This window comes from Phenylobacterium sp. (assembly GCF_036495085.1).
GTDB lineage: Bacteria > Pseudomonadota > Alphaproteobacteria > Caulobacterales > Caulobacteraceae > Phenylobacterium.
In genome coordinates, this window is sequence record NZ_DASXNL010000140.1 from 16798 (window position 1) to 39822 (window position 23025).

At 66.2% G+C, this 23025-nt stretch carries 22 protein-coding genes; 6 read left to right on the plus strand and 16 right to left on the minus strand.

Translation table 11 applies throughout. The features are described from left to right. Positions 1-4: 4 nt before the first annotated feature. From VGI62_RS16015 to VGI62_RS16030, 4 genes are all read right to left on the minus strand, one after another. Positions 5-961 (minus strand): MoxR family ATPase, encoded by a 957-nt coding sequence (locus VGI62_RS16015; protein WP_331505517.1) that lies wholly within the window; start codon positions 959-961, stop codon positions 5-7. A 101-nt stretch (positions 962-1062) separates the two neighbouring features. Beyond that, complete coding sequence (locus tag VGI62_RS16020; protein WP_331505518.1) at positions 1063-1944, minus strand: sulfotransferase domain-containing protein; 882 nt, start codon at positions 1942-1944, stop codon at positions 1063-1065. 132 nt (positions 1945-2076) lie between these two features. Further along, positions 2077-3609 (minus strand): aldehyde dehydrogenase family protein, encoded by a 1533-nt coding sequence (locus tag VGI62_RS16025; protein WP_331505519.1) that lies wholly within the window; start codon positions 3607-3609, stop codon positions 2077-2079. Positions 3610-3612: 3 nt separating this feature from the next. Beyond that, the gene (locus VGI62_RS16030) at positions 3613-4710 is read right to left on the minus strand and encodes a saccharopine dehydrogenase family protein (RefSeq protein WP_331505520.1); all 1098 of its coding nucleotides are present in this window, start codon (positions 4708-4710) and stop codon (positions 3613-3615) included. A 122-nt stretch (positions 4711-4832) separates the two neighbouring features. Here VGI62_RS16030 and VGI62_RS16035 point away from each other — a divergent pair, with 122 nt between their 5' ends. After that, positions 4833-5258 carry an Lrp/AsnC family transcriptional regulator gene (locus tag VGI62_RS16035; RefSeq protein WP_331505521.1) on the plus strand — a complete coding sequence of 142 codons (426 nt, stop codon included), beginning with the start codon at positions 4833-4835 and terminating at the stop codon, positions 5256-5258. Positions 5259-5348: 90 nt separating this feature from the next. Next, a complete protein-coding gene (locus VGI62_RS16040; protein WP_331505522.1) occupies positions 5349-7859 on the plus strand; it encodes an ATP-binding protein in 2511 nt (836 codons plus the stop codon). Here VGI62_RS16040 and VGI62_RS16045 read toward each other — a convergent pair. From VGI62_RS16045 to VGI62_RS16055, 3 genes are all read right to left on the minus strand, one after another. Beyond that, positions 7856-9301: a CehA/McbA family metallohydrolase gene (locus VGI62_RS16045; protein WP_331505523.1), complete on the minus strand. Its 1446-nt coding sequence runs from the start codon at positions 9299-9301 to the stop codon at positions 7856-7858. The two genes, VGI62_RS16040 and VGI62_RS16045, sit on opposite strands and share 4 nt — an antisense overlap. A 134-nt stretch (positions 9302-9435) precedes the next feature. Further along, on the minus strand, positions 9436-10578 hold the full coding sequence (locus VGI62_RS16050) for a thiolase C-terminal domain-containing protein (protein WP_331505524.1): 1143 nt from the start codon (positions 10576-10578) through the stop codon (positions 9436-9438). A gap of 4 nt (positions 10579-10582) precedes the next feature. After that, positions 10583-10993, minus strand: coding sequence for a Zn-ribbon domain-containing OB-fold protein (locus VGI62_RS16055; RefSeq protein ID WP_331505525.1), 411 nt, complete (start codon positions 10991-10993; stop codon positions 10583-10585). 99 nt (positions 10994-11092) lie between these two features. Between VGI62_RS16055 and VGI62_RS16060 the strand changes: the two genes are divergently transcribed. After that, entirely contained in the window at positions 11093-11536 is a 444-nt protein-coding gene (locus tag VGI62_RS16060) for a DUF1810 domain-containing protein (protein ID WP_331505526.1), read from the plus strand. On the opposite strand, the gene VGI62_RS16065 is transcribed toward VGI62_RS16060, so the two are convergent. Continuing rightward, positions 11533-12264: a helix-turn-helix domain-containing protein gene (locus tag VGI62_RS16065; protein ID WP_331505527.1), complete on the minus strand. Its 732-nt coding sequence runs from the start codon at positions 12262-12264 to the stop codon at positions 11533-11535. The two genes, VGI62_RS16060 and VGI62_RS16065, sit on opposite strands and share 4 nt — an antisense overlap. 87 nt (positions 12265-12351) lie before the next feature. Between VGI62_RS16065 and VGI62_RS16070 the strand changes: the two genes are divergently transcribed. Both VGI62_RS16070 and VGI62_RS16075 read left to right on the plus strand, forming a co-directional pair. Beyond that, positions 12352-12663 (plus strand): NIPSNAP family protein, encoded by a 312-nt coding sequence (locus VGI62_RS16070; protein WP_331505528.1) that lies wholly within the window; start codon positions 12352-12354, stop codon positions 12661-12663. Then, positions 12660-13004: an antibiotic biosynthesis monooxygenase gene (locus tag VGI62_RS16075; protein ID WP_331505529.1), complete on the plus strand. Its 345-nt coding sequence runs from the start codon at positions 12660-12662 to the stop codon at positions 13002-13004. Before VGI62_RS16070 ends, VGI62_RS16075 begins: the two co-directional genes overlap by 4 nt. Here the strand turns inward: VGI62_RS16075 and VGI62_RS16080 are convergent. The 4 genes from VGI62_RS16080 to VGI62_RS16095 are packed head-to-tail and all read right to left on the minus strand — an operon-like array spanning position 13001 to position 17234. Further along, on the minus strand, positions 13001-14527 hold the full coding sequence (locus VGI62_RS16080; RefSeq protein ID WP_331505530.1) for a DHA2 family efflux MFS transporter permease subunit: 1527 nt from the start codon (positions 14525-14527) through the stop codon (positions 13001-13003). The genes VGI62_RS16075 and VGI62_RS16080 overlap by 4 nt on opposite strands. A gap of 9 nt (positions 14528-14536) precedes the next feature. Next, positions 14537-14872 (minus strand): hypothetical protein, encoded by a 336-nt coding sequence (locus VGI62_RS16085; RefSeq protein WP_331505531.1) that lies wholly within the window; start codon positions 14870-14872, stop codon positions 14537-14539. A gap of 44 nt (positions 14873-14916) precedes the next feature. Then, the gene (locus VGI62_RS16090) at positions 14917-15942 is read right to left on the minus strand and encodes a phosphotransferase family protein (protein WP_331505532.1); all 1026 of its coding nucleotides are present in this window, start codon (positions 15940-15942) and stop codon (positions 14917-14919) included. Between the two features lie 5 nt (positions 15943-15947). Further along, positions 15948-17234, minus strand: a complete 1287-nt coding sequence (locus tag VGI62_RS16095; protein ID WP_331505533.1) for a cytochrome P450 — start codon at positions 17232-17234, stop codon at positions 15948-15950. Between the two features lie 100 nt (positions 17235-17334). Between VGI62_RS16095 and VGI62_RS16100 the strand changes: the two genes are divergently transcribed. Then, positions 17335-18414, plus strand: a complete 1080-nt coding sequence (locus tag VGI62_RS16100) for a hypothetical protein (RefSeq protein WP_331505534.1) — start codon at positions 17335-17337, stop codon at positions 18412-18414. A gap of 30 nt (positions 18415-18444) precedes the next feature. On the opposite strand, the gene VGI62_RS16105 is transcribed toward VGI62_RS16100, so the two are convergent. From VGI62_RS16105 to VGI62_RS16120, 4 genes are read right to left on the minus strand one after another with little or no spacing between them, the layout of a single operon-like run. After that, the gene (locus tag VGI62_RS16105; protein WP_331505535.1) at positions 18445-19401 is read right to left on the minus strand and encodes a type II secretion system F family protein; all 957 of its coding nucleotides are present in this window, start codon (positions 19399-19401) and stop codon (positions 18445-18447) included. Between the two features lie 4 nt (positions 19402-19405). Next, a complete protein-coding gene (locus tag VGI62_RS16110; protein WP_331505536.1) occupies positions 19406-20365 on the minus strand; it encodes a type II secretion system F family protein in 960 nt (319 codons plus the stop codon). Further along, positions 20362-21840: a CpaF family protein gene (locus VGI62_RS16115; RefSeq protein ID WP_331505537.1), complete on the minus strand. Its 1479-nt coding sequence runs from the start codon at positions 21838-21840 to the stop codon at positions 20362-20364. Before VGI62_RS16115 ends, VGI62_RS16110 begins: the two co-directional genes overlap by 4 nt. Next, positions 21840-23024: a hypothetical protein gene (locus tag VGI62_RS16120; protein ID WP_331505538.1), complete on the minus strand. Its 1185-nt coding sequence runs from the start codon at positions 23022-23024 to the stop codon at positions 21840-21842. Before VGI62_RS16120 ends, VGI62_RS16115 begins: the two co-directional genes overlap by 1 nt. Position 23025: the final 1 nt, after the last annotated feature.

Consider the following 23025-nt stretch of genomic DNA (forward strand, 5'->3'; position numbering starts at 1 on the left):
CGCCTTACCGCCGATGCAGCAGCTCGACGATCTGGGGTTCGACGGCGGCGATGTCCTGCTCGAACTTCAAGATGACGTTCAGCGTGTCCCGGACCATGGCCGGTTCCAGGCTGTCGGCATGAAGCAGGATCAGCGCGCGCGCCCAATCGACGGTTTCGGAGATCGAGGGAGCCTTGCGCAGGTCGAGCGTGCGCAGGGACTGCACGAACGCCACCAGCTGGTGGGTCAGGGTCTGCTCGATCCCGGGCACCCGGGTGGCGACGATGCGCTCCTCCAACGCCGGCTCTGGCAGAGGGATGTGCAGGTGAAGGCAGCGGCGCTTCAGAGCATCGCCCAGGTCGCGGACATTGTTCGAGGTCAGGAACACCAGGGGCGGGGTCTTGGCGACGATCACGCCGAGCTCCGGCACCGAGACCTGATAGGCCGACAGCACCTCAAGAAGGAAGGCTTCGAACGCCTCGTCGGACTTGTCGATCTCATCGATCAGCAAGACGCAGCCGTCGTCCTGGCGGAGCGCCTGCATCAGCGGCCGGGGCTCCAGGAAGGGCTCGGAGAAGAACAGGTCGCCCATGCCGTGCAAGCGCTCCATGGCGGCGTCCATGTTGGGCGCATCGGCGAGCGCGGTGCCCATTCGGTCCTTGAGGATCTGGGTGTAGAGCAGCTGCTTTCCGTACTTCCACTCGTAGAGCGCCTTGGACTCGTCCAGACCCTCGTAGCACTGCATCCGGATCAGGGGTTTTGCGAGCAAGCGCGCGGTGGAGAGCGCGAGCTCGGTCTTGCCGACGCCGGCTGAGCCCTCGACCAGGATCGGCTTTTGCAGGTGCACGGCCATGTAGAGGGCGGTGGCGATCCTGCGGGACGCAATATAGCCGACACTGCCCAGGCCCTCGACCAAAGCGTCGACGGAACTGAAGGGGTGGGCGGCGGCGCTGCGGGCAGGCGCCGGAGTGGAAATCGTCAAAGTCGTAGGCTTTCAAAATACGGACGCTGAAAGCCCGATTGTGCCGCGCGCGAGAAGCGAGGGCAAACGCGCGTTTGCCGCGCCCGCGAGTTGGTGAGGTCTCAGCCGCGCAAAAGCCACGTCGCGCAGGCGGGCGTGAGTTCGCGCGCAGCGATCTCGTCGCACTTGTCGATCTCGGCTTGGCTGAGCACGTCGCGCCAGCGCCCGTTGGTCCCTTTGTTGATGAAGCTCTGCGTGCCGCCCTCGAAGACCTGGTTCATTAGCGGATCGTCGGCCCCGGCCCTGCGCATGTGCTCGATACTGCAATGGGCCACCATGTCGGGGAGCCGCGCCTCATCGATGGGGATATCGAGGAAGGCTGCGATGCGCCGTATCGATCCGGGAATGTCGGCGATTAGGTCTGCGAAGTGCAGCAGAAGGACGTTCGGCAGGTCCCTGATCTCCCACCAGGCCCGGACGTGCGACCAGAGCGAGTCAGGTCGGGGATGGTCGAGGAAGCCGTTGTAGAACGCGCGGATATCTGGATCGGGGAGCGGCGGTTGGGGTTCGCCGTCGCCTAGCTTGTCGAACGCCTCGCGCCCGGCGGCGGTCATGATCATCTGGTGATGATGCAGGCTCCAGATGATGTCGCGCGGGTCGCGGCCGATGTAGAGGTATTTGGCCTTCGGCGAAAACTCCAAGGCGTCCAGCGGCAGATGGGTCTTCATGAAACGGCGGTGCGTCTGCGCCCGCGCCCGTTCCGCCGCGTCCGGCGTCAGTCGGAAGTCAGGCCATGGCGACTCCGCCTGCCCATAGACCGTAGGGTCGCCGTCGAAGATCAGCTGGGAGACGATCTGCTGCGTCAGGGTGGTGCCGGTCTTCGAGAAGGTCGAGATGACGATGTCGTCGTCCCGAAACTCGAACCCGTTCCAACGGGTCGAATCCATCAGGAAGTTGCTGAACTCGCGGGCTTTGATGGGCCAGCCGAGCGTATCGACGGTCATCTGGGGGCTCCGTGCGATCGGACAGGGCGAGGCTCCGGGACGCCGTGGCCACGCGGTTGTGGCGATGCTGGCCACGTCTCGCGATAGCAGGCATAGCAGCGTTACGCCATGCTTGAGCCGCGGCGGGCGAGGCTAGACGTCGAATTCAACGCCCTGGGCGAGTGGCAGGGTCCGCCCGTAATTTACCGTGTTGGTGGCGCGTCGCATGTACGTTTTCCAGCTGTCGGAGCCGGCTTCGCGGCCGCCGCCGGTCTCCTTTTCGCCGCCGAACGCCCCTCCGATCTCTGCGCCGGAGGGGCCGATATTGACGTTGGCGATGCCGCAGTCGGATCCTGCGGCCGAGGTGAAGAATTCTGCCTCGCGGACGTCATTGGTAAAGATCGATGAGGACAGTCCCTGGGGCACGTCATTCTGCTGGGCGATGGCCGCGCCGAGGTCGGAATACCGCATGACATAGAGGATCGGGGCGAAGGTCTCGCGCCGCACGAGTTCATCCTGCCTTGGCATCTCCACGAGCGCCGGCCGGACGTAGGCGGCGTCCGGATTGCCGTAGAGGTCGACACGCTCCCCGCCCGTGACCTGACCGCCGGCCGCGCGGGCGTCGGCCAGTGCTCGCGCGTGCCCTTCGAAGGCGGCGGCGTCGATCAGCGGGCCGACAAGGGTTCCAGCCTGGCGCGGATCGCCGACCGGCACGGAACCGTAGGCGGCCTTCAGGCGGGGCACGAAGGCATCGTAGAGGTCCTCATGGACGAACAGGCGGCGAAGCGTCGTGCAACGCTGGCCGGCGGTGCCCATGGCGGCGAAAGCGACGCCGCGCAGTGCAAGGTCGAGGTCTGCGGTGGGGGCTACGATCGCGGCGTTGTTTCCACCGAGCTCCAGCAGCGAGCGGGCGAAACGGGCGGCCAGACGAGGCGCGACGGCCCGGCCCATCGCCGTGGAGCCGGTGGCTGAGACCAGGGCGATCTTGGGATGGTCGATCATCGCTTCGCCGACCTCCCGGCCGCCGACTATGACGGAGGAGAGATTCCTGGGCGCCTCGCCGAAACGGGCGGCAGCTTTGTCGAATAGCGCCTGGACGGCGAGGGCCGTGAGGGGAGTCTTCTCCGAGGGTTTCCAGACCAGCGCGTCGCCACAGACCAGCGCCAGCGCCGCATTCCACGACCACACCGCGACCGGGAAATTGAAGGCGGAAATCACGCCGACCACGCCCAGTGGATGCCAGGTCTCCATCATCCGGTGCTCGGGGCGCTCGGTGGCCAGCGTCAGGCCGAACAACTGGCGTGACAGACCGGTGGCATAGTCGCAGATGTCGATCATCTCCTGCACTTCGCCGGAAGCCTCTGAGACGATCTTGCCGGCCTCCAGGGTCACCAAGCGGGCGAGGTCAGCCTTGGCGCCACGCAGTTCCTCGCCCAGGAGGCGCACGAGTTCGCCGCGTCGCGGGGCAGGCGTGGCGCGCCAGGCGAGAAAGGCCTCGTGGGCGGCCCCGACGACTTCCGCGACGAGGGCGGGTGAGGCGTCGTGCACCTGGCCTATGATCTCGCCGGTAATGGGAGAACGCACCGGGCGATCGCCGCCGGTCCAGAGCGCTGCAGGGACATCCAGCCGCCTCAACACCTCGGCGGCGTCTGCTGCGGCGGAGCCGAGCTTCATCTGAACGGTCATGGGCTACTCGGCGGCGCGAAGGTCTTGGTGCTCGGGAACGTAGAAGCGTCCGAAGCGGTTCGCCAGCAAGTCGGCCAACGGAATGTCTTCCTGGCGGACGAACCCATGCGTCGGAAGGCGGCCTTGCGCCAGCAAGTCGAGCACCGCGCAGACCGCGCCGGCGGTGGTGAGTTGGATAGCGCTCATCATCCGGCCCTCGAGCGGCCGGGCGAAGACCTTGTTGACATAGGTCTCCTGCATCAACCGGCCATCCTTCAGTCCACTGACGGTCACGAAAACAATGACGACGTCCTGCAGCGTCGCTGGAACGGCATTCTCGAGGATGTCCTTGAGCAAAGGGCGGCGATTGCGCAGGCCGAGATCGTTGAGGAGCGCCTTCATGATCGCCGCGTGGCCGGGATAGCGGATGGTGCGGTAGTTAAGATTGCGCACCTTGCCCTCGAGCGTCTGGCAAAGCGTGCCTAGGCCGCCGGAGGTGTTGAACGCCTCATAGGTGACGCCGTCCAAGGCGAACTCCTCGCATTCCTCGAGCGCCGGGACTTCGCGCAGGCGCCCCTCCACGATCGCCTCGCAGGGCTCGCAGTACTCGTTGATCACGCCGTCGGTCGACCAGGTGAGGTTGTAGTTGAGGGCGTTGGAGGGGTAGCGCGGTAGGGCGCCGACGCGCAGCCGCACGTCGTGCAATTCTTCGAAGTGCTTGCACAGATCGCAGGCAGCGATGGTGATGAACCCCGGCGCCAGGCCGCACTGCGGTATGAAGGCGCTTGCTGCGCCGGTGGCGAGTTCGCGCACCACGCGGCTCGCGGCCACGTCCTCGGTGAGGTCGAGGTAGTGCGCGCCGGCGGCCTTTGCGGCCTGTGCGACGACGGCGGTCAAATGGTAGGGCGCGGCGTTGACCACCGCGAAACTGCCCACCATCGCGCGGGCGAGGTCGGCGGGATCGCGGATCTCCATGATGATCGCCCGAGCGCGCGGATCGACCTTGGCGAGCATCTCTTCATTCTGGTCGACGACCAGAACCTCATAGTCGCCCGAGCCTGCCAGCAGACTCGCGATCGTGGAGCCGATCTTACCGGCTCCGATGACTGTGGCTTTGAGCACCCTGACCTCCCCTGACGCTTTCTGGTCAAAGATCATTCCCCTCGTTGTCGGTTTCAATTGGCATTTCGGCGTTATAGAAGGGTACTTTCGACGAATTGACATACATTATGGGTAAAACGCCGATGGATGATCTGGACAACCACCTGCTCGCCCGTCTGCGCGACAACGCCCGCGCGCCGGTGGCGGAGTTGGCGCGGGCGCTCGGCATCTCGCGGACCACGGTGCAGAGCCGGCTTGTCCGGTTGGAGCGCACCGGCGTCATCGCGGGCTATGCGGTCAAGCTGTCTGAGGCCCGCGAAGCGGCGATGATTCACGCCTTCATCATGTTGACGGTCGAGCCCAAGCAGGCCGCCGCCGTAACGGCCGCGCTCAAGAGCATGGTCGGGGTGCGCAAGCTGCAATCGGTGAGCGGCCCCTTCGACATGATCGCCGCGGTCGAGGCGCCCACCGTCGGGGAGATGGACGCGCTGATCGACGAGATCGGCTCCCTGCGCGGGGTGGAACGCACCAACTCCTCCATCGTCCTGGCGACCAAGCTCGACCGGTAGCGCCTTCCGCCAGAATTCGGGACAACCCCCGTAAACTTGACCGCAAGGATCGGCGACTAAGGTTCGTGGGCAAGCGGAGCCCCCGTTCCAATGAAATCGCTATCGCGCCGGTTCCTGATCAGCGTCGGGCTGATGTCGCTGGTCATGACTGTGCTCGGCACGCTCGGCGCCTTCGTGGTCTTCGAGCGTGAGCTATCGAGCCGGCAGATCGGCTACCTCACCGACTATGTTCGCGAGCGCAGTAGCAACGTGGACCGCCAGTTCTCCAATCTGTCAGCCCTGCACAAGGCAGCCGGCGAGGAGCTCGCACGGCGGATGAGCCACCTCACCGAGTCTGATGCCTTGCGGCTCGCCAACGACTATTTTCCGGCGCGGGCCGATGGCACACGCCGCAGCCGCGACCGATATTTCGACGGCGCGGTGGTCGGCGGCGACTTCACCTACGGCATGGGGGCCTTCCTCGGTGGTGAGAAGGCGATCGCGCCGGCGGAAATGCGCGTCTACGTCGCCGCCTTCGCCTTGATCTCGGATTTCGGTCCGGCCGCCCGCCGCGACTACGACAATCTCTATTTCTTCACGCCCAAACCGGCCCGCCTGGTGATGTACGGTCCCGACCGGCCCGATCACCTGACGTACTATCGGCATGACGCGCCGGCCGACTTCTCCGTCGAAAAGGAGGAGATGGCGCAGATCACCCTGCCGCAGAACGACCCTAGCCACGCGACCCGTTGCACCAATCTCCAGCGACTGGTGCAGGATACGGTCGGCAAGCGCCTGTCCACCGCCTGCCTGACGCCGGCCTACGTCAATGGCCGCTACGTTGGCGCCTTCGGCTCCTCCATGGGCCTGACGCACTTCTTCCTGAACGCCGTGAAGGACACCCCGTCGGGCGCCTCGCCGATGATCGTCACCTCGAAGGGTGAGCTGATCGCCTACCCGGGCTTCACCGATCGGGCCGCGGCGCCGGAGGCGACGCTCGCGCAGTATCAGAAGAAGTTCGGCCTGAGCGACCTCGTCGCGCGGATCGCCAAGGATGGCCGCGAGAACGGTGTCATCGACAGCCCGGACGGGCGCCAGATCGTGGCCTTCGGACGCTTGAGCGGACCCAACTGGTATCTGCTGCTGACCTACCCCAAGGCCGAGATGATGGCTTCGGCCCTTCGATCGGCCTCCTGGGTGCTGCTGATCGGCGGCATCGCCTCGGCGATGCAGGCGCTTGCCGTAGTGCTTCTGGCGCGGCGCAGCATCGTGCGTCCGGTCGAGCGTCTGGCGGCCTCCTGCGAACCGGAGGCTTTCGGGCTCACCGAACGGCCTGACGTGCGCGACGTCGAGCGCCGGAACGACGAGATCGGCGTGCTCGCGACCGCATTGCGCACGGAGCGTGAGAAGACCGAAGCTGTCATGGCCTCGCTCGAGGATCGCGTCGGCGAACGCACCGCCCAGCTCGAACGCGCCAACGCCGAGAAGTCCCGCTTCCTGGCCAACATGAGCCATGAGCTGCGGACGCCGCTGAACGGGGTGATCGCCATCTCGGAAACCTTGGCCGGCCAGCAGACCACGCCAAAAGGCCGTGAGCTGGCCGAGCTTATCGCCTCGTCGGGCCGTCTGCTGGAGCGGGTGCTTACCGATATCCTGGACTTCTCGAAGATCGAGGCCGGCGAAATCACGCTCGCCAGCGACGATTTCAGCATGGAGCGACTGGTTGGCGGCATCGCCGAACTGCACAGCGCCTCGGCGCGAAACAAGGGCCTGACCTTCCGCTGGTCGGTGGCGCCGGAGGCTCAAGGCCGATTCGCCGGCGACACCGTGCGCATCACCCAGGTGCTGTCGAACCTGCTCTCGAATGCGGTTAAATTCACCGAGACGGGCGAGATCGTGCTGGAGGTGAGCGCCCAGGGCGAAGAGATCCGCTTCCGGGTGGCTGACACCGGCATCGGCTTTGACGAGGAGACCGGCGCGCGCCTGTTCCGCCGCTTCGAGCAAGCCGATGCCTCCATTCGGCGTCGGTTCGGCGGCACGGGCCTGGGCCTCGCGATCAGCCGCTCGCTGATCGAGCTGATGAGCGGTCGGATCGTCGTCCAGTCGTCGCCTGGCCGCGGGTCGACCTTTTCGGTCTATCTCGCTCTTGAGCGGCTGGATGGCGACGCCAAGGCCGAGGCGCCCGACCCCCGCCAATCCCTGGACATAGCCGGTCGCCGCGTGCTGGTGGCCGAGGACCATCCGACGAACCAGAAGGTCGTCGAACTGATCCTGGAGTCGGTGGGCGTCGTGCCAACCATTGTCGAAAATGGCCAGCTGGCGCTTGACCTCCTGAAGGCTGAGCGCTTCGACGTGGTGCTGATGGATATGCAGATGCCGGAGCTCGACGGGCTCACCGCCACTGCCCTGCTGCGCGAATACGAACGCGAGGCCGGCCTGCCGCGGACGCCGGTAATCATGCTCACCGCCAACGCCCTCGATGAGCATGTCCGCTCAAGCCAGGAGGCGGGGGCCGATTTGCATCTTTCCAAGCCCATCCACGCCCAGGCGCTGATCGAGAGCATCATGGTCGCGATCGGCGCTGTGCCCGGGGGCGAACACGCCGACATCGCGGCCGCCTAGCGCGCGTTCAGGTAGATCGGGTTGCCAAGCAGCCAAAGCCGGCCGTCCGGTCCGCGCACGTCGATGCGAAGCCAGTGCCGCTGCCCATCGCTCGTCACCTCGATTGTGCGGGTTTCGTCGTCGGTCGAAAGCGCCGCATCAGCGAGCTTGGGCTTCGGACCGTCGCCAGCCACGCTGAGACCCCCCCCGGCGCTGTGGGTCACATGGATGGTCACCCGTATGGCCGCGCCTGCCGCGGCCGTCAGGGCGTCACCCATCTCGGCGGTCCGTCCGCCGGATGCAGCCTTGACGTCGAGACCTCGCTCGCGGCTGCCGGTGACGTCGACGAACACGTGGCCGGCGCGGATCGCCATCAGGATCGCGGGCTGCGAGAGCTCAGCGGCGTGGACCACCGTCGTCGGATAGCCGACCGACGACGGTTTCGAAGGATCGAGCGTCGCATCGTGATTGTCCGAGCCGCCGACGGCGGTGATGCGGAATCCGGCGTTTAACCGCGCCTCCCAGAAGCCGATTCCGGAAAGCGGCGGGTCGGCGCGTCCGCCGTTGACGGCCTCGATAGCCTGGATGCGGCTGAAATCGGTGTCCTTCACGCTCCAGCCGCAGCCCATGCAGGCCTCGCCGGACGGCAGGGCGGGGTGATTGATCGAGAGGAGACCCTGAGCTTTCTCCACGGCTTCCTGGACTGCGGCCAGAGTCGGCGCGCGTGGCGAGCCAAGCTGGAAGTCGATGGGTCCGGTGGGGCCGAAGACGTTGGCGTGGCCCTGAAAGGTCGTGATTTCGCGGCCTGGGATCAGCAAGAGGTCGTCGAAAAAGGGCGCCAGCTCGCGCAATGCTTGGTTCTGCGATGTGGCGTTGTGGTCCGTGACAGCGATGAAGTCGAGGGCGCGCGCGTGAGCGGCCTCCAGCGTCTTGAATACCGGGCACGGCGTGCGGACGCCTTTGTCCGAGGGGCAGGAACCGTCGGAGTGGGCGGTGTGGACGTGCAGGTCGCCGCGGTACCAGCCAGGTCCGGCCTTGATCGGCGCGGCGCTGAAGCCCGCGAAGGCTTGGCCGTGCTCAAAGGACACATGGGCCGTCCAATGCGCCTGCGCCCCGGCCCGAAGGTTCGGGACACCCAGCACGAGTTTCCAGACGCCGGCCGGGAGCGGTCCAGGCAGGTAGGAGGGGGTGGCTTCCGCTTCGGAAATCGTGAAGCTCTGCTTGGCCCCGCCGCTCCAGCCGCGAAACCGCTGGGGGTCGCGCAGCCCCAGGTCGATGACGGACTTCTGATCCTTGCCCGTGTAGGCGAATTCGACCGTCAGGCGGGCCGTCCCGGCTGGAACCCGGAACGGGATCTCGCGATAGGTCTGGTGATCGGCGCGCGTTATGACGCCGCTCAGCGTGAGGTCCTGGGCCTGCGCACCAGCAGGCAGCAGGACGAGCAATGCGGCGAAGCTTGCCAAGCAAGCCTGCCGCCTCGCCCGTGCAGAAAACGGCCGGAGGTGGCGATGGTCGCAGCGCGTTTTACGATTGGTCTGCAAACCCACGCCTGACACCCCCACGCCCGACCCTTTCCCGCACGGGGAGAGACGCTTGGCTACGGCGCCTCGTTGGAGAAGATGATGGTGCCGGAGGCGGCGAACATGCCTCCGACGCCGTGACTTACGCTGATCTTCGCGCCCGGGACTTGCGCCGGGGCGATCCCGCGCATCTGCCGCACGCTCTCCTGCATGGCGTACATGCCGTACATGCCAGAGTGCATGTAGGAGAGGCCGCCGCCGTTGGTGTTCAGCGGCAGCTTTCCGCCCGGAGCCGTATTGCGACCGTTGATGAAGTCCTTGGCCTCGCCCGGCTTGCAGAAGCCGAGATCCTCCAGCCCGTAAAGCGGCAAGTGGGCGAAGGCGTCGTAGATCATCAGGTGATCAACGTCGGAGTGCTCGATGCCGGCCTCGTCGAACGCTTTCTTGCCGGAGACGCGGAACGCCTTGGAGGTGGTGAAATCCTCCATCTGGCTCACCATCGGTGTTTCGACGCTTTCGCCGGTCCCAAGCACGTAGACGGGCTTCTGCGGGAAATCCTTGGCCCGCTCGGCCGACGTCAGGATCAACGCTCCGCCGCCATCGGTGACCAGGCAGCACATCAGCTTGCGGAACGGCCAGGCGATCATGTCGGAGTTCAGGACGTCGTCGACGCTGATGGGGTCCCTGAAGCTGGCCCTCGGGTTCTTCGCCGCCCATTCACGCTGGACGACGGCGACCATCGCCAGGTCCTCTTCCGTCACCCCGTAGGTCTTCATGTAGCGAAGCACCGGTACGGTGAACATGGTCGGCGGTCCCATCGGGCCGTAGGGCATCTCGAACTGGCCATTCAAGCTGGAGGGCGAGGCCCCAAAGCGCCCCGCTCCGACCCGGCTGCGCCCGGATTCGCCGTGGGTGATCAGGACGGTCTTGCAGAGGCCCTCGTTGATCGCCGCCGCCGCATGACGCACGTGGAGCATGAAGGAACAGCCGCCGACCGAGGTGCCGTCCGCATAGGTGGGCGTGATGCCAAGGTAGTGCGCGAGCGCCGTTGGGCTCTCGCCGGCGGTGGCGACGCCGTCGATATCGGAGGGCTTGAGGCCGGCATCGGCCATGGCGTTCAGGGCCGCATCGGCGTGAAGGCCGATCACCGAGACGTCGGGGATCCTGCCCATCTGGGTGGTCTCGGCGGCGCCGACGACCGCGATTGATTTCTGCTTCACAGGATCACCCTTTCGCGGGTTCGAAGAGCGGAAGGGAGATGTCGTCGGTCTGCTTGGCGAAGCTGACGGTGACCGGCATGTCGAGCTGCAGCGCCTGCGGCGTCTGCGGACAGTTGACGATGTTGGTCATCATCCGCGGACCCTCTTCAAGCTGCACCACGGCGATGGCGTAGGGCTCGGTCCCCATATCGGGGCGCGGCCGATGGTTGATCACATAGGACCACAGCACCGCCTTGCCGGTGGCCTTGTAGACCTCGACCTTGCGGCTGCCGCAGGTGGGGCAGAAGGGGCGCGGGGGAAAATAGCTCCCTCCGTCGCATTCGGTGCAGCGCTGCAGGCGAAGCTCGCCTGCTTTGCAACCGTCCCAGAAATGCCGGGTCTCCGGCGTGGGCTCTGGCAACATCCTTGGTGGCATATGAAATCCGTTCCGGGTGAAAATGCAGAAAGCCCCCGAACCCGGGGGTGGCGCAGCAAAGCCGAGGACGGGCGGCTTGTCACGTGCAGGAATTCGGCCTTGAGCAACCCCTACGATCTCGATCGGTTCGTTGAGGCCCAGGACCAGCGGGCTGGCGTCACGACGCTCTACGAGCAGGCGCTGGACGAACTTCGCGCCGGCCGCAAGCAAAGCCACTGGATGTGGTTTGTATTTCCGCAGCTCGCAGGTCTTGGCTCCAGTCTCATGGCTCAGAAATACGCCATCCGCTCGCGGGAGGAGGCGGACGCCTATCTCACCCATCCGCTGCTTGGATCGCGGCTCCTGACCTGCGTCGCGCTCGTCCAGGCGGTGGGCGGGCGTAGCGCGCACGAGATATTCGGCAGCCCCGACGACATGAAGTTTCGCTCCTGCCTGACACTCTTCGCGCATGCGGCGAAGGACGGGGCGGTATTTCAGTCGGCGCTCGGCAAATACTTCGGCGGCGCCTTCGATCCGGAATCGATGCGCATCCTCGGCGTCTAGTCCGCGTCCGCTCTGACCCCGAAGATCTCGCTGAAGGCCTCGAGGCCACGTGGGGTGAAGCTCACCAGGCGGGTGCCGGGCTCGCGCGCCGCCCAGCCCAGGGAATAAAACCGATCCAGCAGGGCGGCGCCCAGAGCGCCGGCGAGATGGGTGCGTCGGACGCTCCAGTCGAGGCAGCCCTTGCAGAGCGGTCGGCGCGACGTGGCGAGCGCGGGCAGATCCAGGCCAAGCGCTGTCATGAAGGTCTCGCCGGCCGGCGTGAGGCTAAGCGCCTCGGCCTGCTCGACAACGAAGCCGCGGGCGATCATGTGCTCGAGCATGTCCACCGCCAAGTCGCCGGCGAGGTGGTCATAGCAGACCCGCGCGCGGCGCAGCGCCGGCTCCTTGGGTCCGGTCCGCACCCGCGTATGGCCGGTGCGCGCGGCAAGGCCCATCAACGCCTCCAGCACCGCGGCCACATCCTCGCCGGAGAGCGCATAGTACCGATGACGGCCCTGCCTGCGCTGGACCAACAGGCCACCGCCCTCGAGACGCGCGAGGTGCGAACTCGCCGTCTGCGCTGTGACACCGGCTTCGCGCGCGAGCTCGCCGGCGGTCAATGCCTGCCCAGCCAGCAAAGCCGTCAGCATATTGGCTCTCGCCGGGTCGCCCATAAGGGCCCCAATGGTCGCAATATCAGGTCCGACCTTCATGGTTCGATCGTAGGTGAATTGAGGTCGCAGCGCCATAGAGTTCACCGCTCAAGCCTTCGAGCGCGATCGAAACATGAGGCCGGATGAACCGGCTAAAAGCCGCCTCTGACGAGGAGGCCCCCAATGAGCATCACCTGCTGCATCCGCTACGTGATCGACCCGTACCAGCGCGACGCCTTCGAGGACTATGCCCGAAGATGGCTGACCATCATTCCCGATCTTGGGGGTGATCTCCTGGGCTATTTCCTGCCTCACGAGGGAACCAACAACATCGCGTTGGCGATGATCGGCTTCGATTGCCTGGCTGCCTATGAAACTTACCGCGGCCGGCTGCGCTCGGACGCCGCGGCCGTCGCCAACTTCCGTTTTGCGCAGGAGAAGAGGTTCATCCTCTCGGAGGAGCGGACCTTCCTGCAGCCGGTGCGGGCGCGATGATCGCCGTGATCTTTGAGGTCGAGCCGCGCGCAGGCCGCAGACAGGCCTACATGGACCTCGCCACTAAGCTGAAGCCGCTACTCGAATGCACTGACGGCTTTCTCTCGATCGAGCGGTTCGAGAGCCTGACGACCCCCGGCAAGATCCTGTCGCTGTCTTTCTGGCGCGACGAGGCGGCGGTGGCGGAATGGCGAAGGCTGGCGGAGCATCGCAGCGCGCAGTCCGCCGGACGCCGGGAGATCTTCGCAGACTACAGGTTGAGGGTGGCGGGGGTCGTGCGCGATTACGGAATGGCGCGGCGCGCCGGAGCACCGGAGGATTCGCGCCTCGCGAACGGCTAGTCGACAGCCATTTCCGGCGCTGACGGCGGAGGCCCGCTCGGAGGCCTGAGCAGCAGCAAAGTCGGAGCGAGCAGCAGGCAACCGACCGCCATTGCGCCGAACAGGGCGTCATAGCTGATCATCGAACCCTGACGGCTCACCTCGGCGTTCAGGGCGCTCAGTCCAGCAGACGACTGCAAGCTGAACATCTGCGGCATGACCCAGCGGATGATCGGGTCGGTGACCGTGACATGTTCGGAGAGGCCCGAGTGAGCGACGGCGGCGTCACGGATGAGCATGGCCTGCAGGAGCGAAATGCCGGCGGCGGAGCCCAGGCTGCGCGCCATGGTGGCCACGATCGTGCCTTCCGTGCGGTGGACAGGCGCGAGTTTGGCGTAGGCCAGTGTGTTCAGTGGCGCGAACAGAAGGCCGGTGCCCAGGCCCTGGATGAAGCCGGAGATCTCGATGGGCCGCGCGGTCATCGAAAGGTCGAACTGCCCCATCTGCCACAGGGCGAAACTGGTGAGCAGGATGCCGACGAGCAGCACCGAGCGCGCCCCGAAGCGCGCGACGAGGGCGGGGACCGCCAGGAAGGCGATCAATGAGCCGACGCCCCGCGTCATGCTGGCGACACCACTCTGTAGGGCAGAATACCCCAGGAGGTTTTGCATCATCGACGGCAGCAGCGCGCTCGTGGAGAACAGCATTACGCCCACGAACAATCCGAAGATCGTCGTGGTGACGAAGTTGCGGTCCTTGGCGAGGTCCCGATGGAAGAAGGGGTGCTCGGCCGTCATGGTCTGAACGATGAAGAGCCACAGCCCCGTCAGGCAGATGGCGGCGTAGATCCAGATTTCCCTGGAATCGAACCAGTCCTGGGTCGGGCCGCGATCGACCAGCAGCTGGAAGGCCCCGATGAACAGCACAAGAGCGCCAAATCCGAGGAAATCGAACGGCCGTTGGCGGCCACCCTCATCGCGATCCATGAAGGTCGAGATCCCCAGGAACGCCAGGATGCCGATCGGCACGTTGATGTAAAACACCCAGCGCCACGAAAAACTCTCGGTGAGCCAGCCGCCGAGGGTCGGTCCGATGATCGGCCCCAGGATCACGGCTGCGCTCCAGATGCTCATCACCCGCGGGATCATCTGCTGCGGATAGATGTCCAGCATGACCGTCTGGGAGAGCGGCATCATTGAAGCGCCGGCGATCCCCTGGACAATTCGGAAGATGACGAGTTCGGGCAGGCTGGTGGCGACGCCGCAGAGGATCGAGGCGACGGTGAAGCCGGAGATAGAAGCCAGGAACATGGTCTTCCGCCCGATCTTCAGCGAAAGCCAACCTGAGAGCGGGGTCATGATCGCGGTCGCGATGATATAGGACGTCAGCACCCAGACGATCTGGTCCTGCGCCGCCGAAACGCTGCCCTGCATGTGGGGTAGGGCGACGTTGGCGATGGTCGAATCCAGCGTGTTCATCAGCGTCGCCAGCATCAGGGCGGCGGTGATCGGGATGCGGTTCTTGATATCGGTGGCTGAGGCCATGGCTTTTCGTCAGACCGGAGAGATCGAGAGCATACGCCTTACCGTCGAGGCGCGGAGTTCGGCCCAGATGGCCTCCTGCCGTTCCGTATCGCCGGCCTCCTCGGCGAGGATGTGATCTTCTATCAGGCGAGCGCGCAACCGGGCGTTCTCGTTTCTGAGTGCGGAAAGGCGCAGGTCGGCTTCGGCGGCGGTGTCGCGCAGCAGGGTGGCGAGCGCCCGGTTTTCCTGCACGAGGTTCTGCGCGGCGCCGTCCCAAACTTCCGCAGCCACGGCCAACAGCATGGAGGAAAGGCCAAGCGCACTGGCCCGTTCCGCGTCCGGCACACCGGGAGCGGCGTTGCGCATCAGGAGCCCAGCGAGCTCGGAAAGGACGGAGGGAACGCTCGGGGTCACAGCCGGCCCATCACCTTCAGGATCGCTCGGTCCTGCGCATTCAGGAGCCACCAGGCAGGGTAGACCATGATCGGCTCTTTGTTGCCGCCGTCGATGAAGGCGCGCGCCGACCCTACCCAGATTCCCTGGCCCTTCACGCAGTTGAAGAGCGTCCACCAATGGAGCGCGACAGGGTCGGCGGTCAGGCCGCTGGCCCGCTGCCAGATCGCAATGGCCTCCTCCCTGGGGGCCAGGCCGCCTTCAAGTCCGCGGCCGAACTGCCATATCGGGTTGAACCCCCAGGCCAGGTCCTCCAGCGGATCGCCCAGGTGGGCCATCTCCCAGTCCAGCACCGCGTGGATCTCGCCTTGCTCATCGTAGAGGAAGTTGCCGGTCCGGTAGTCGCCATGCACCACCGAGAGTTTCTGGGACGGCGGCGGCGGATTGGCCCGCAACCAGCGGATGGCGGCCCGCGCGATCGGCTGCGGCTCGGCCTCGTCGGTGTCGAAGATCTGCTCCCAGTGGTCGAGTTCACGACGCCAGCAAGCGTCCAGCGCCGGCGCTTGCATCACCGAGGTCAGGCCGAGCGCCTGGGGGTCGGCGCGGGCAATCTCGCCCAATATGGTCCATTTGCGCTCGGCGACCCTTGGCAGGACAGCATCGTAGCCGCCGGCGAACAGCATCTGCGGCGCGGCCTGGAAGCCGCTCAGCTCTTCGGCGATGAAGAACGGATGGTCGAGGGCCTCGTCGGCCTCTTCCAGCCACAGCATCCGGGGCACAGGCACCGCTGACCCATGGAAAGCGCGGTAGGCGGCGAACTCCACCCGCCGCTCGGTGTCGATCAGGCTGGCCGGCGGATCGCGCCTGAGGATCAACTTGCGCTCATGAGCGCGGCCGCCTTCGCGATAGGTCAGCCGGAACCGATAGGTTTCCCGTGACGCGCCGCCGGAGATGCGTTCCAGCGCGGTGACGTCTACGTCCGAGGCCTCGGGCATCTGGGAGGCGATGTATCGCGCGAGCCGCGGCTCGAGGGGATGGCTCACCCAGTTCAGCTCATCTTGAAGCGGATCGGCAGGCGCTTGGGTCCGTTGACGAAGGCCGATTCGCTCATGGCAGGGGCCCCGTCAAGCGAGAGCTCGGAGAGGCGTGGAAGAAGTTCCTCCCACAGGATCCGCATCTCCATCTTGGCCAGATGCTGGCCAAGACAGAGGTGCGCGCCGTAGCCGAAAGCCAAATGGCGGTTGGGCTTGCGGTCGACGCGGAAGGTTTGCGGATCCTCGAACACCGCCTCGTCGCGGTTACCCGAGGCGTAGCAAAGCATCAGCCAGTCGTTCTTCCGGAAGTCACGGCCGGCGAATTCGGTGTCGGCGGTGACCGTGCGCATGAAGGTCTTTACCGGGGTGGTCCACCGGATCGACTCGTCTACGAGCGAGGGGATGAGCGACAGGTCGGCCTTCACCTTGGCCAACTCACCGGGATTTTCGGCCAGGGCCCACATGGCGCCGGCGGTGGATGACGATGTGGTGTCGTGGCCGGCGGTTGCGACGATGATGTAGTAACTCATCGCCTCCAGGTCGGAGATCGGCTGGCCGTCGATCGTGGAGTTGGCGATCAGACTTGCCAGGTCCTCGGTCGGATGGGCCCGCTTGCTCTCGGAAAGCGCCCGAAAATAGTTCGAGAAGTCGATGATGACCCCGAAGTCGAAATCCCGTTCTTCCATGGGCTTGTCGCCGTCGCGGCCAAGCTCGGGGTCCGCGGCGCCGAACAGCTCCTGGGTCAGCTTCAACATCCGCGGCTCGTCGGCCTCCGGCACGCCCATGATGCTCATGATCACGTGCAGGGGGTAGTGCAGAGCCACTTCCTTGACGAAGTCGCAGCGCCCGCCGCAGGCGGCCATCTTCTCCACCGCCGCCTTGGCGAGCACGCGGATCTGGTCTTCCAGCCGACGCAGGTTCTGCGGCATGAACCAGCCCTGGGTGAGCGCCCGGTATTTGGGGTGGTCGGGCGCGTCCATGTGGATCAGGGTGCGCAACAGGTGCGGGCTGCCGCCCATCATCTCGCGGACCTTCTTGTCGCCCTCCTGTCCGATCAAGGTCGGCGAACGATCGCCGTTGTGGAACAGATCGTTCTGCCGGCTGATCTCCAGGATGTCCTCGTGCCGGGTGACGACCCAGAAGGGGTCCACGCCTTCGATCTCGGCAACACCTAAGGGTTCGTTCTGGCGCAGCCAGGCGTAAGCCTTGTGAATCCGTCCGTCAGCATATGCGGCCGGCGCCGCCAACAGCTCGGCCACATCCCGCGGGATGCGATGGTCCGCGACGGTCATGACGCTCATCGGATCCTCCACTTGTTTTCTTCTTGTCTTACCCACTTGATACGCCGCAGCGGCGGGTCGCAAGCCTGACGGCGCGTCAAGGGGATGGAGCCAACCGACGATGCTGACCAAGGGTGACGATTTCCCGATCCACCAGACCCCGGAGCCGATTGCCTACTCGGGGTCCGACCGGAACTTCTACGACCGTTATTTCTTCAACGCCTACTCTGCGGACGGCTCGGAGTTCGTGGCCGTGGCCTTCGGGGTTTATCCCGCGCTGAATGTCGCCGATGCGCATGTCTCGATCACCCGTGACGGCGTGCAGCGCTGTCTGCACGCCTCACGGATCCTTGGCCTGGAGCGGATGGAGCTCGTCGTGGGGCCGATCAGGATCGAGGTGCTCGAGCCGCTGCAGAAGCTGAAGGTGACGCTCGAGCGCGCGGAGGGCCTGGCGTGCGAACTCACCTTCGAAGGCCGCGCCTTCCCGATCGAGGAGCCGCGTTTCACGCGGCGCAACGGCCCGCGGATGTTCATGGACTATACGCGCCTCACCCAGAACGTTCGGGTCACGGGCTGGACGGAGTTGGACGGCGACCGGCGTGAGACCGGCGCCGGCTGGACCGGCACCCGCGACCGCTCGTGGGGAATCCGGCCGGTAGGGGCTGCGGATCCGCAGCCGACGCCGGGCGGCGGGATGATGGGCTTCTTCTGGCAATGGACGCCGCTCAACTTCGCCGACCGCAGCGTCTTTTTCCACGTCAACGCCGACACCGAAGGCAAGCCCTGGAACACTCGCGCGGTGATCCTGCCGGATGGCGTCGGGGCGGAGGGCGGCTGGCACTCGGACGCGCCGCGCATGGAGGAGGTGACCCTTCAGGCCGGCACGCGCCATGCGCGTGGCGGGACATTGAAGATCCCCCTGGAGCAAGGCGAGGCTTCCATCAGGTTGGAGCCAAAGGGCGTGTTCCTGATGCGTGGCATCGGCTACGGCGGGGCGTGGCGCCACGGTGAGCTGAAGGGCGAACTCGCTGTCGCGCGGGAAGACATCGAGCTCGCCAAGGTCGACATGGGTGCGCCGGAGAACTGGCACATCCAGGCGATTTCGAAGGCTGTGATGGAGGCGCCGGGCGAGCCGGCGCGCGAGGGCCTTGGCGTCTTCGAACAGCTGATCGCCGGGCCCTATCGGCCGTACGGGGTCTGACCGAGGCGAGCGGCTTTCCGCTCGCCCCCTTTACTTGGCGAAGACGTGCATCAGGCGCGCGACCGCCGGCAGCATCAGCGCGCCCAGCAGGCACGGGAAGATGAAGAGGATCAGCGGCACGGTGAGCTTGGCGGAAAGGGCCAGGGCCTTTTCCTCCGCTCGCAGCATCCGCTTGGAGCGCATGTCCTGGGAGAAGACCGTCAAGGTGTCGCCCAGGCTGGTGCCCATCTCTTCGGCCTGGCGCAACATCGTGGCCAATTGGCGTGCGTCGTCGATGCCGAGGCGATCGGCGAAGGCCGACCAGGCTTCCTTGCGCGACTTGCCGGCGCGCAGTTCCAGCACCAGGAAGCGGAGGTGGATGGTGAGCGTCGGGTAGCGGCGGACCAGCTCCTCGGTGACACGGGCGACGGCGGCGTCGAGGCTGAGGCCGGCTTCGACCGAGGCCACCAGGAGGTCGAGGAGGTCGGGGAAGCCGTCGGAATACTCGCGCTCGCGCTTGACGCGACGGGCCTTCAGGACCTGGTCAGGACCCAAAATGGCCGCTCCGGCGAGCGCTCCTGCGACCATAACGCCTGCCATGCCGGTCTTGCCGCCCATGATCAGCGGCAGCATCAGAAGCACGCCAAGGGTGGCGACCACCAACGCCGCGGCGCGGATGCCCAGATAAATGACCGGCGCCTCGCGATTGTAGAACCCGGCCTGCATCAGGCGCGAGCGAAGCACCGAGAGCTGGGCCGGATCGCGGACGGCGCTTTGCTGGCCGAGCCGGCGCATTGTCCCCAGAAGCTGGTTCCCGATGACCCCGGCAGGCTTCTGCTCAGGCTGTCGGCCAGGGCTGAGCGACGGTCCGGCGAGTTGCATCCGCCCGCGGCGAACGGCGCGCTGGCGCAACTCGTTGCCCAGGGCCCAGGCCACCCCGCCAACGCCGCCAAGCGTCAGCACAACACCCAGGCCTGAGATGATCGTCTGTATCGAGATCGGATTCATAGGATTACAGCCGCAGGTCGATCATGCGGCGCATGACCATGTTGCCAATGAACATCCAGACCCCCAGGCCCGCGAGCCCCCACTTCACGACCGGCTCGTGGATCACGTCGCCATAGAAGTGCGGGGAGGAGACGATGATGAAGCCCATGGCGATAAAGGGCGCAGAGGTGAGGATCATGGCCGAGGCGCGGCCTTCCGAGGACGCGGCCTTGATTTTCAGGCGCATCTTGTGGCGGTCGCGGACCGTGGCGGCGTTGAGCTTCAGCAGGCCTGTCAGGTTGCCGCCGGCGCGTTCCTGCAACCGCACCGTAGCGGCAAACAGGTCGACGTCGGGGTGTTGGCAACGTTCGGACATTCGCGCGATCGCCTGTTCCATAGTGGCTCCATAGGCGATCTCGTCGGCCGCCATGCCGAATTCGGAGCCGATCGGGTCAGCCATTTCACGGCCGACCAGTGAGATGGCGGTCGGCACCGGGTGGCCGGCTTCAAGGCTGCGAACGATGATCTCAAGGGCCTGCGGCAACTGGAAACCGAGCGCCTTGGCGCGACGGCCCGCCATCGTCTTCAGGTAGAAGATAGGGCCGCCGACGCCAATGAGGGGAGCGCCCAGCAGGAACATCACCGGGTTCTTGGTGGCCACCGCTGCGGCGAGCCCCCCCGCGACGGCGAGTCCGGCGACGTAGAGCGCCCACTTTCGGGGTTCGTAGGCGACGCCGGAGGAGACGATCAGGTTGGAAAGCCAGCGCAGCCGGTCGCTGCGTTCGCCCGCAGCGTTGAGGCCCCGCTGTTTGCGGAGCTCCATGACCAGGGCCTGGACCCCGTCAACCCGCTCGGCGACCTTCAGGCGCTTGTTCACCCGGCGCTTGGTGGTGGCCACGGTGAAGAGGCCGATGACCGCCTGGCCCGCCGTGAACACGGCGGCGAAGATCAGGATCAGGAAAACTACGTTGCCGTCGAACTTCATGCTGCCCCCAGGACGCGGGTCGGGTCGAAGTTGGCGGTGTCGTAGTGGATGCCACGCCGCTGCATTTCGTCGATGCACCGGGGCCGAAGGCCGGTGGCGCGGAACTCGCCGTGCACTGTGCCGTCGGCGTCAGTGTGGGTGCGATTGAAGGTGAAGATGTCCTGCATCTGCACCACGTGGCCTTCCATGCCTGTGATCTCGGTGACGTGGGTGAGCTTCCGCTTGCCGTCCGCAAGGCGCATCACCTGGATCACCAGGCCGATGGCCGAGGCGATCTGCTGGCGCATCGCATCAGGGCTGATCGCAAGACCGCCCATGGCGATCATCTGCTCAAGTCGGCCGATCGCCTCGCGCGGGTTGTTGGAGTGGATCGTGGCCATCGAGCCCTCGTGGCCGGTGTTCATGGCCTGGAGCATGTCGAAGGCTTCGTCGGAACGCACCTCGCCCAGGATCACCCGGTCAGGTCGCATCCGCAGGGCGTTCTTCACCAACTCGCGCTGACGGATCTCGCCCTTGCCTTCGATATTTGGCGGCCGGGTTTCCAGGCGCACGACGTGCGGCTGTTGCAGCTGCAGCTCGGCGGCGTCCTCGATGGTGATCAGGCGTTCGCCTTCGCTGATCGCCGCCGACAGTGCGTTCAGCAGCGTCGTCTTGCCCGAACCCGTACCGCCGGAGATCACCGTGGAGACGCGGCTGCGCACCGCGCCATGGAGGAACTCGGCGACGCAGGTCGGCATGGCGCCGACCTCGACCAGCCGTTCCAGCGTCAGCGGCTTCTTGGAGAATTTCCGGATCGAGACCGCAGCGCCGTCGATGGCGATCGGATTGATCGCGGCGTTCACCCGGCTCCCATCCGGCAGTCGCGCGTCCACCATTGGCTGGCTTTCGTCGATTCGACGACCGACGCCGGCCACGATCCGGTTGACGATCCGCAGCAGGTGGTCGTTGTCGCGGAAGGTGACGGCCGTCAGCTCTAGTTCGCCGCGCCGCTCCACGTAGACCTGGAACGGCCCGTTGATCAGGATGTCGTTGATGCTGTCGTCCTTGAGCAGCGGCTCAAGCGGGCCCAGGCCCTTCATCTCGTCATAGATTGAGGAGCCGAGCTCCTGCAGCTCGGCGGTGTTGAGCGCCATCCGCTCAGCGCGCGCGAAGTCGGCGACCAGACGCATGACCTCGCGGCGCATGTCGGTCTCGTCGAGCTTGTCGAGCTTGGCGAGGTCGAGGTCCTCGATCAGCCGCGAGTGCAGGCGAAGCCGCACATCGAGTTGGGACGCTGTGACCACCTTAGCGGCGGGGGCGGCCGTCGCCGGCTGCGGGCGCGACGGAGCTGCAGGCGCCGAGAAGGCCACAGGCGCGGCCGGCGCGGCGGCGGCGGGTGAGGGCGTGGGAGCCGGAGCCGGAGCCACAGCCGATGGGGCGGCCGGGGCGGGGGTTGCGGCGGGCGCGCGTACGCCGGGCAGGCTGAAGCGACCCATCAGGCGGCCCTCGTGGTCTGGCCATCGCGCTGAGCGGCTTCGCCGGCCAGCCGTTCGACGAGCTGTTGAACGTCCTTGACGATCTTCGACTTGGGTCGGTGGGTCGCGATCGGCCCCCCAAGATTGACGGAGGCCGCCGCGGCTTCCCAATCGGAGCTGACGCCGCCTTCGGCCTTGCGCTGCAGGGCGCGCTCGGCCTCGGCCAGGGACGGCGCAGGGCCGAACATCCGCCCCGCGACCCGGTTCAGGACGATGCGGGGCTTCCGGCCCGAGCCGATGGCGCGTTCGATCTCATCGGAGAGGGAACGCGCCGCCAGGAGCGCTGGCACGGTCAGCTCAGAGATCACCAGCACCTCGTCGCATCCGCTCAACGCCTGGACACTCCACGCGCGGCGGTGGCGCGGCATGTCGACGATGACCCACTGGTAGGTTTCGCAAGCCACCTCCAGCAGCCTGAGGATCGCCTCCGGAGGAATGCTTTCGAAGGCTTGCGGGTCGCGCGCCGCGGAAAAGAGGTCGAACTGCTTGGTGAGCGGCGTGGCGAAGGCCTGCAGCATGGAGTGGTCAAGCGTGTCGGCCGCGCGTGCGAGGTCGGGCAGCCGCATGGCCGGGCTGGCCCCGAGATAGGCCGCCGCCGAGCCGTCAGCCAGGTTGAGGTCGATCAGGCAGACGCTCTTGTCCTTGCCTGTGCGCACACAGAGCTGGTTTGCGATTTCGATCGCGATCGTCGTGGCTCCCGAGCCGCCGACAGCCCCGGTCACAGCCCAGCACCGCGCAATGTCGCCGCTCGGCGCCGGCGCGGCGGCGGCCGGAGCCGCTCTGGCCGTCATCAGGTGGGCGACGGCGGCGGCCAGGTTCTCATTGCTGAACGGGGCTTCGAGCACGTCGGAGCGCTCGAGGCGAAGCAAGGTTCGGACCACGGCGGTCGGCAGGTTCGCGCCGACCAGGAGCACCGGCGGCGGAGCAGCGCAAAGCGCCAGCGCCTGGACGCCCGCCGCGAGAGCGGCGCCGCCCCAGGAGTCGGCTTCGATGATCAGCAGGTCGGCGTCGGCAGCGCCAACGCCGATCAGCCTGTCTAGACCACCGGTGGTCACGATCGCGCCCTCGAGCGGACCTTGAGCAAGGTCGGGCAGGGCGCTGCCGATCGCTAGAACGCGGCGACCGGCCAGAAGCTTGGCGGTCATG

What these genes read in the sequence shown, in the direction of transcription:
- VGI62_RS16020 (WP_331505518.1), bottom strand. Translation starts at nt 1,944, where the DNA reads ATGACCGTCGATACGCTCGGCTGGCCCATCAAAGCCCGCGAGTTCAGC.
- VGI62_RS16025 (WP_331505519.1), bottom strand. Translation starts at nt 3,609, where the DNA reads ATGACCGTTCAGATGAAGCTCGGCTCCGCCGCAGCAGACGCCGCCGAG.
- VGI62_RS16035 (WP_331505521.1), top strand. Translation starts at nt 4,833, where the DNA reads ATGGATGATCTGGACAACCACCTGCTCGCCCGTCTGCGCGACAACGCC.
- VGI62_RS16040 (WP_331505522.1), top strand. Translation starts at nt 5,349, where the DNA reads ATGAAATCGCTATCGCGCCGGTTCCTGATCAGCGTCGGGCTGATGTCG.
- VGI62_RS16055 (WP_331505525.1), bottom strand. Translation starts at nt 10,993, where the DNA reads ATGCCACCAAGGATGTTGCCAGAGCCCACGCCGGAGACCCGGCATTTC.
- VGI62_RS16065 (WP_331505527.1), bottom strand. Translation starts at nt 12,264, where the DNA reads ATGGCGCTGCGACCTCAATTCACCTACGATCGAACCATGAAGGTCGGA.
- VGI62_RS16070 (WP_331505528.1), top strand. Translation starts at nt 12,352, where the DNA reads ATGAGCATCACCTGCTGCATCCGCTACGTGATCGACCCGTACCAGCGC.
- VGI62_RS16075 (WP_331505529.1), top strand. Translation starts at nt 12,660, where the DNA reads ATGATCGCCGTGATCTTTGAGGTCGAGCCGCGCGCAGGCCGCAGACAG.
- VGI62_RS16080 (WP_331505530.1), bottom strand. Translation starts at nt 14,527, where the DNA reads ATGGCCTCAGCCACCGATATCAAGAACCGCATCCCGATCACCGCCGCC.
- VGI62_RS16085 (WP_331505531.1), bottom strand. Translation starts at nt 14,872, where the DNA reads ATGCGCAACGCCGCTCCCGGTGTGCCGGACGCGGAACGGGCCAGTGCG.
- VGI62_RS16095 (WP_331505533.1), bottom strand. Translation starts at nt 17,234, where the DNA reads ATGAGCGTCATGACCGTCGCGGACCATCGCATCCCGCGGGATGTGGCC.
- VGI62_RS16100 (WP_331505534.1), top strand. Translation starts at nt 17,335, where the DNA reads ATGCTGACCAAGGGTGACGATTTCCCGATCCACCAGACCCCGGAGCCG.
- VGI62_RS16105 (WP_331505535.1), bottom strand. Translation starts at nt 19,401, where the DNA reads ATGAATCCGATCTCGATACAGACGATCATCTCAGGCCTGGGTGTTGTG.
- VGI62_RS16110 (WP_331505536.1), bottom strand. Translation starts at nt 20,365, where the DNA reads ATGAAGTTCGACGGCAACGTAGTTTTCCTGATCCTGATCTTCGCCGCC.
- VGI62_RS16115 (WP_331505537.1), bottom strand. Translation starts at nt 21,840, where the DNA reads ATGGGTCGCTTCAGCCTGCCCGGCGTACGCGCGCCCGCCGCAACCCCC.
- VGI62_RS16120 (WP_331505538.1), bottom strand. Translation starts at nt 23,024, where the DNA reads ATGACCGCCAAGCTTCTGGCCGGTCGCCGCGTTCTAGCGATCGGCAGC.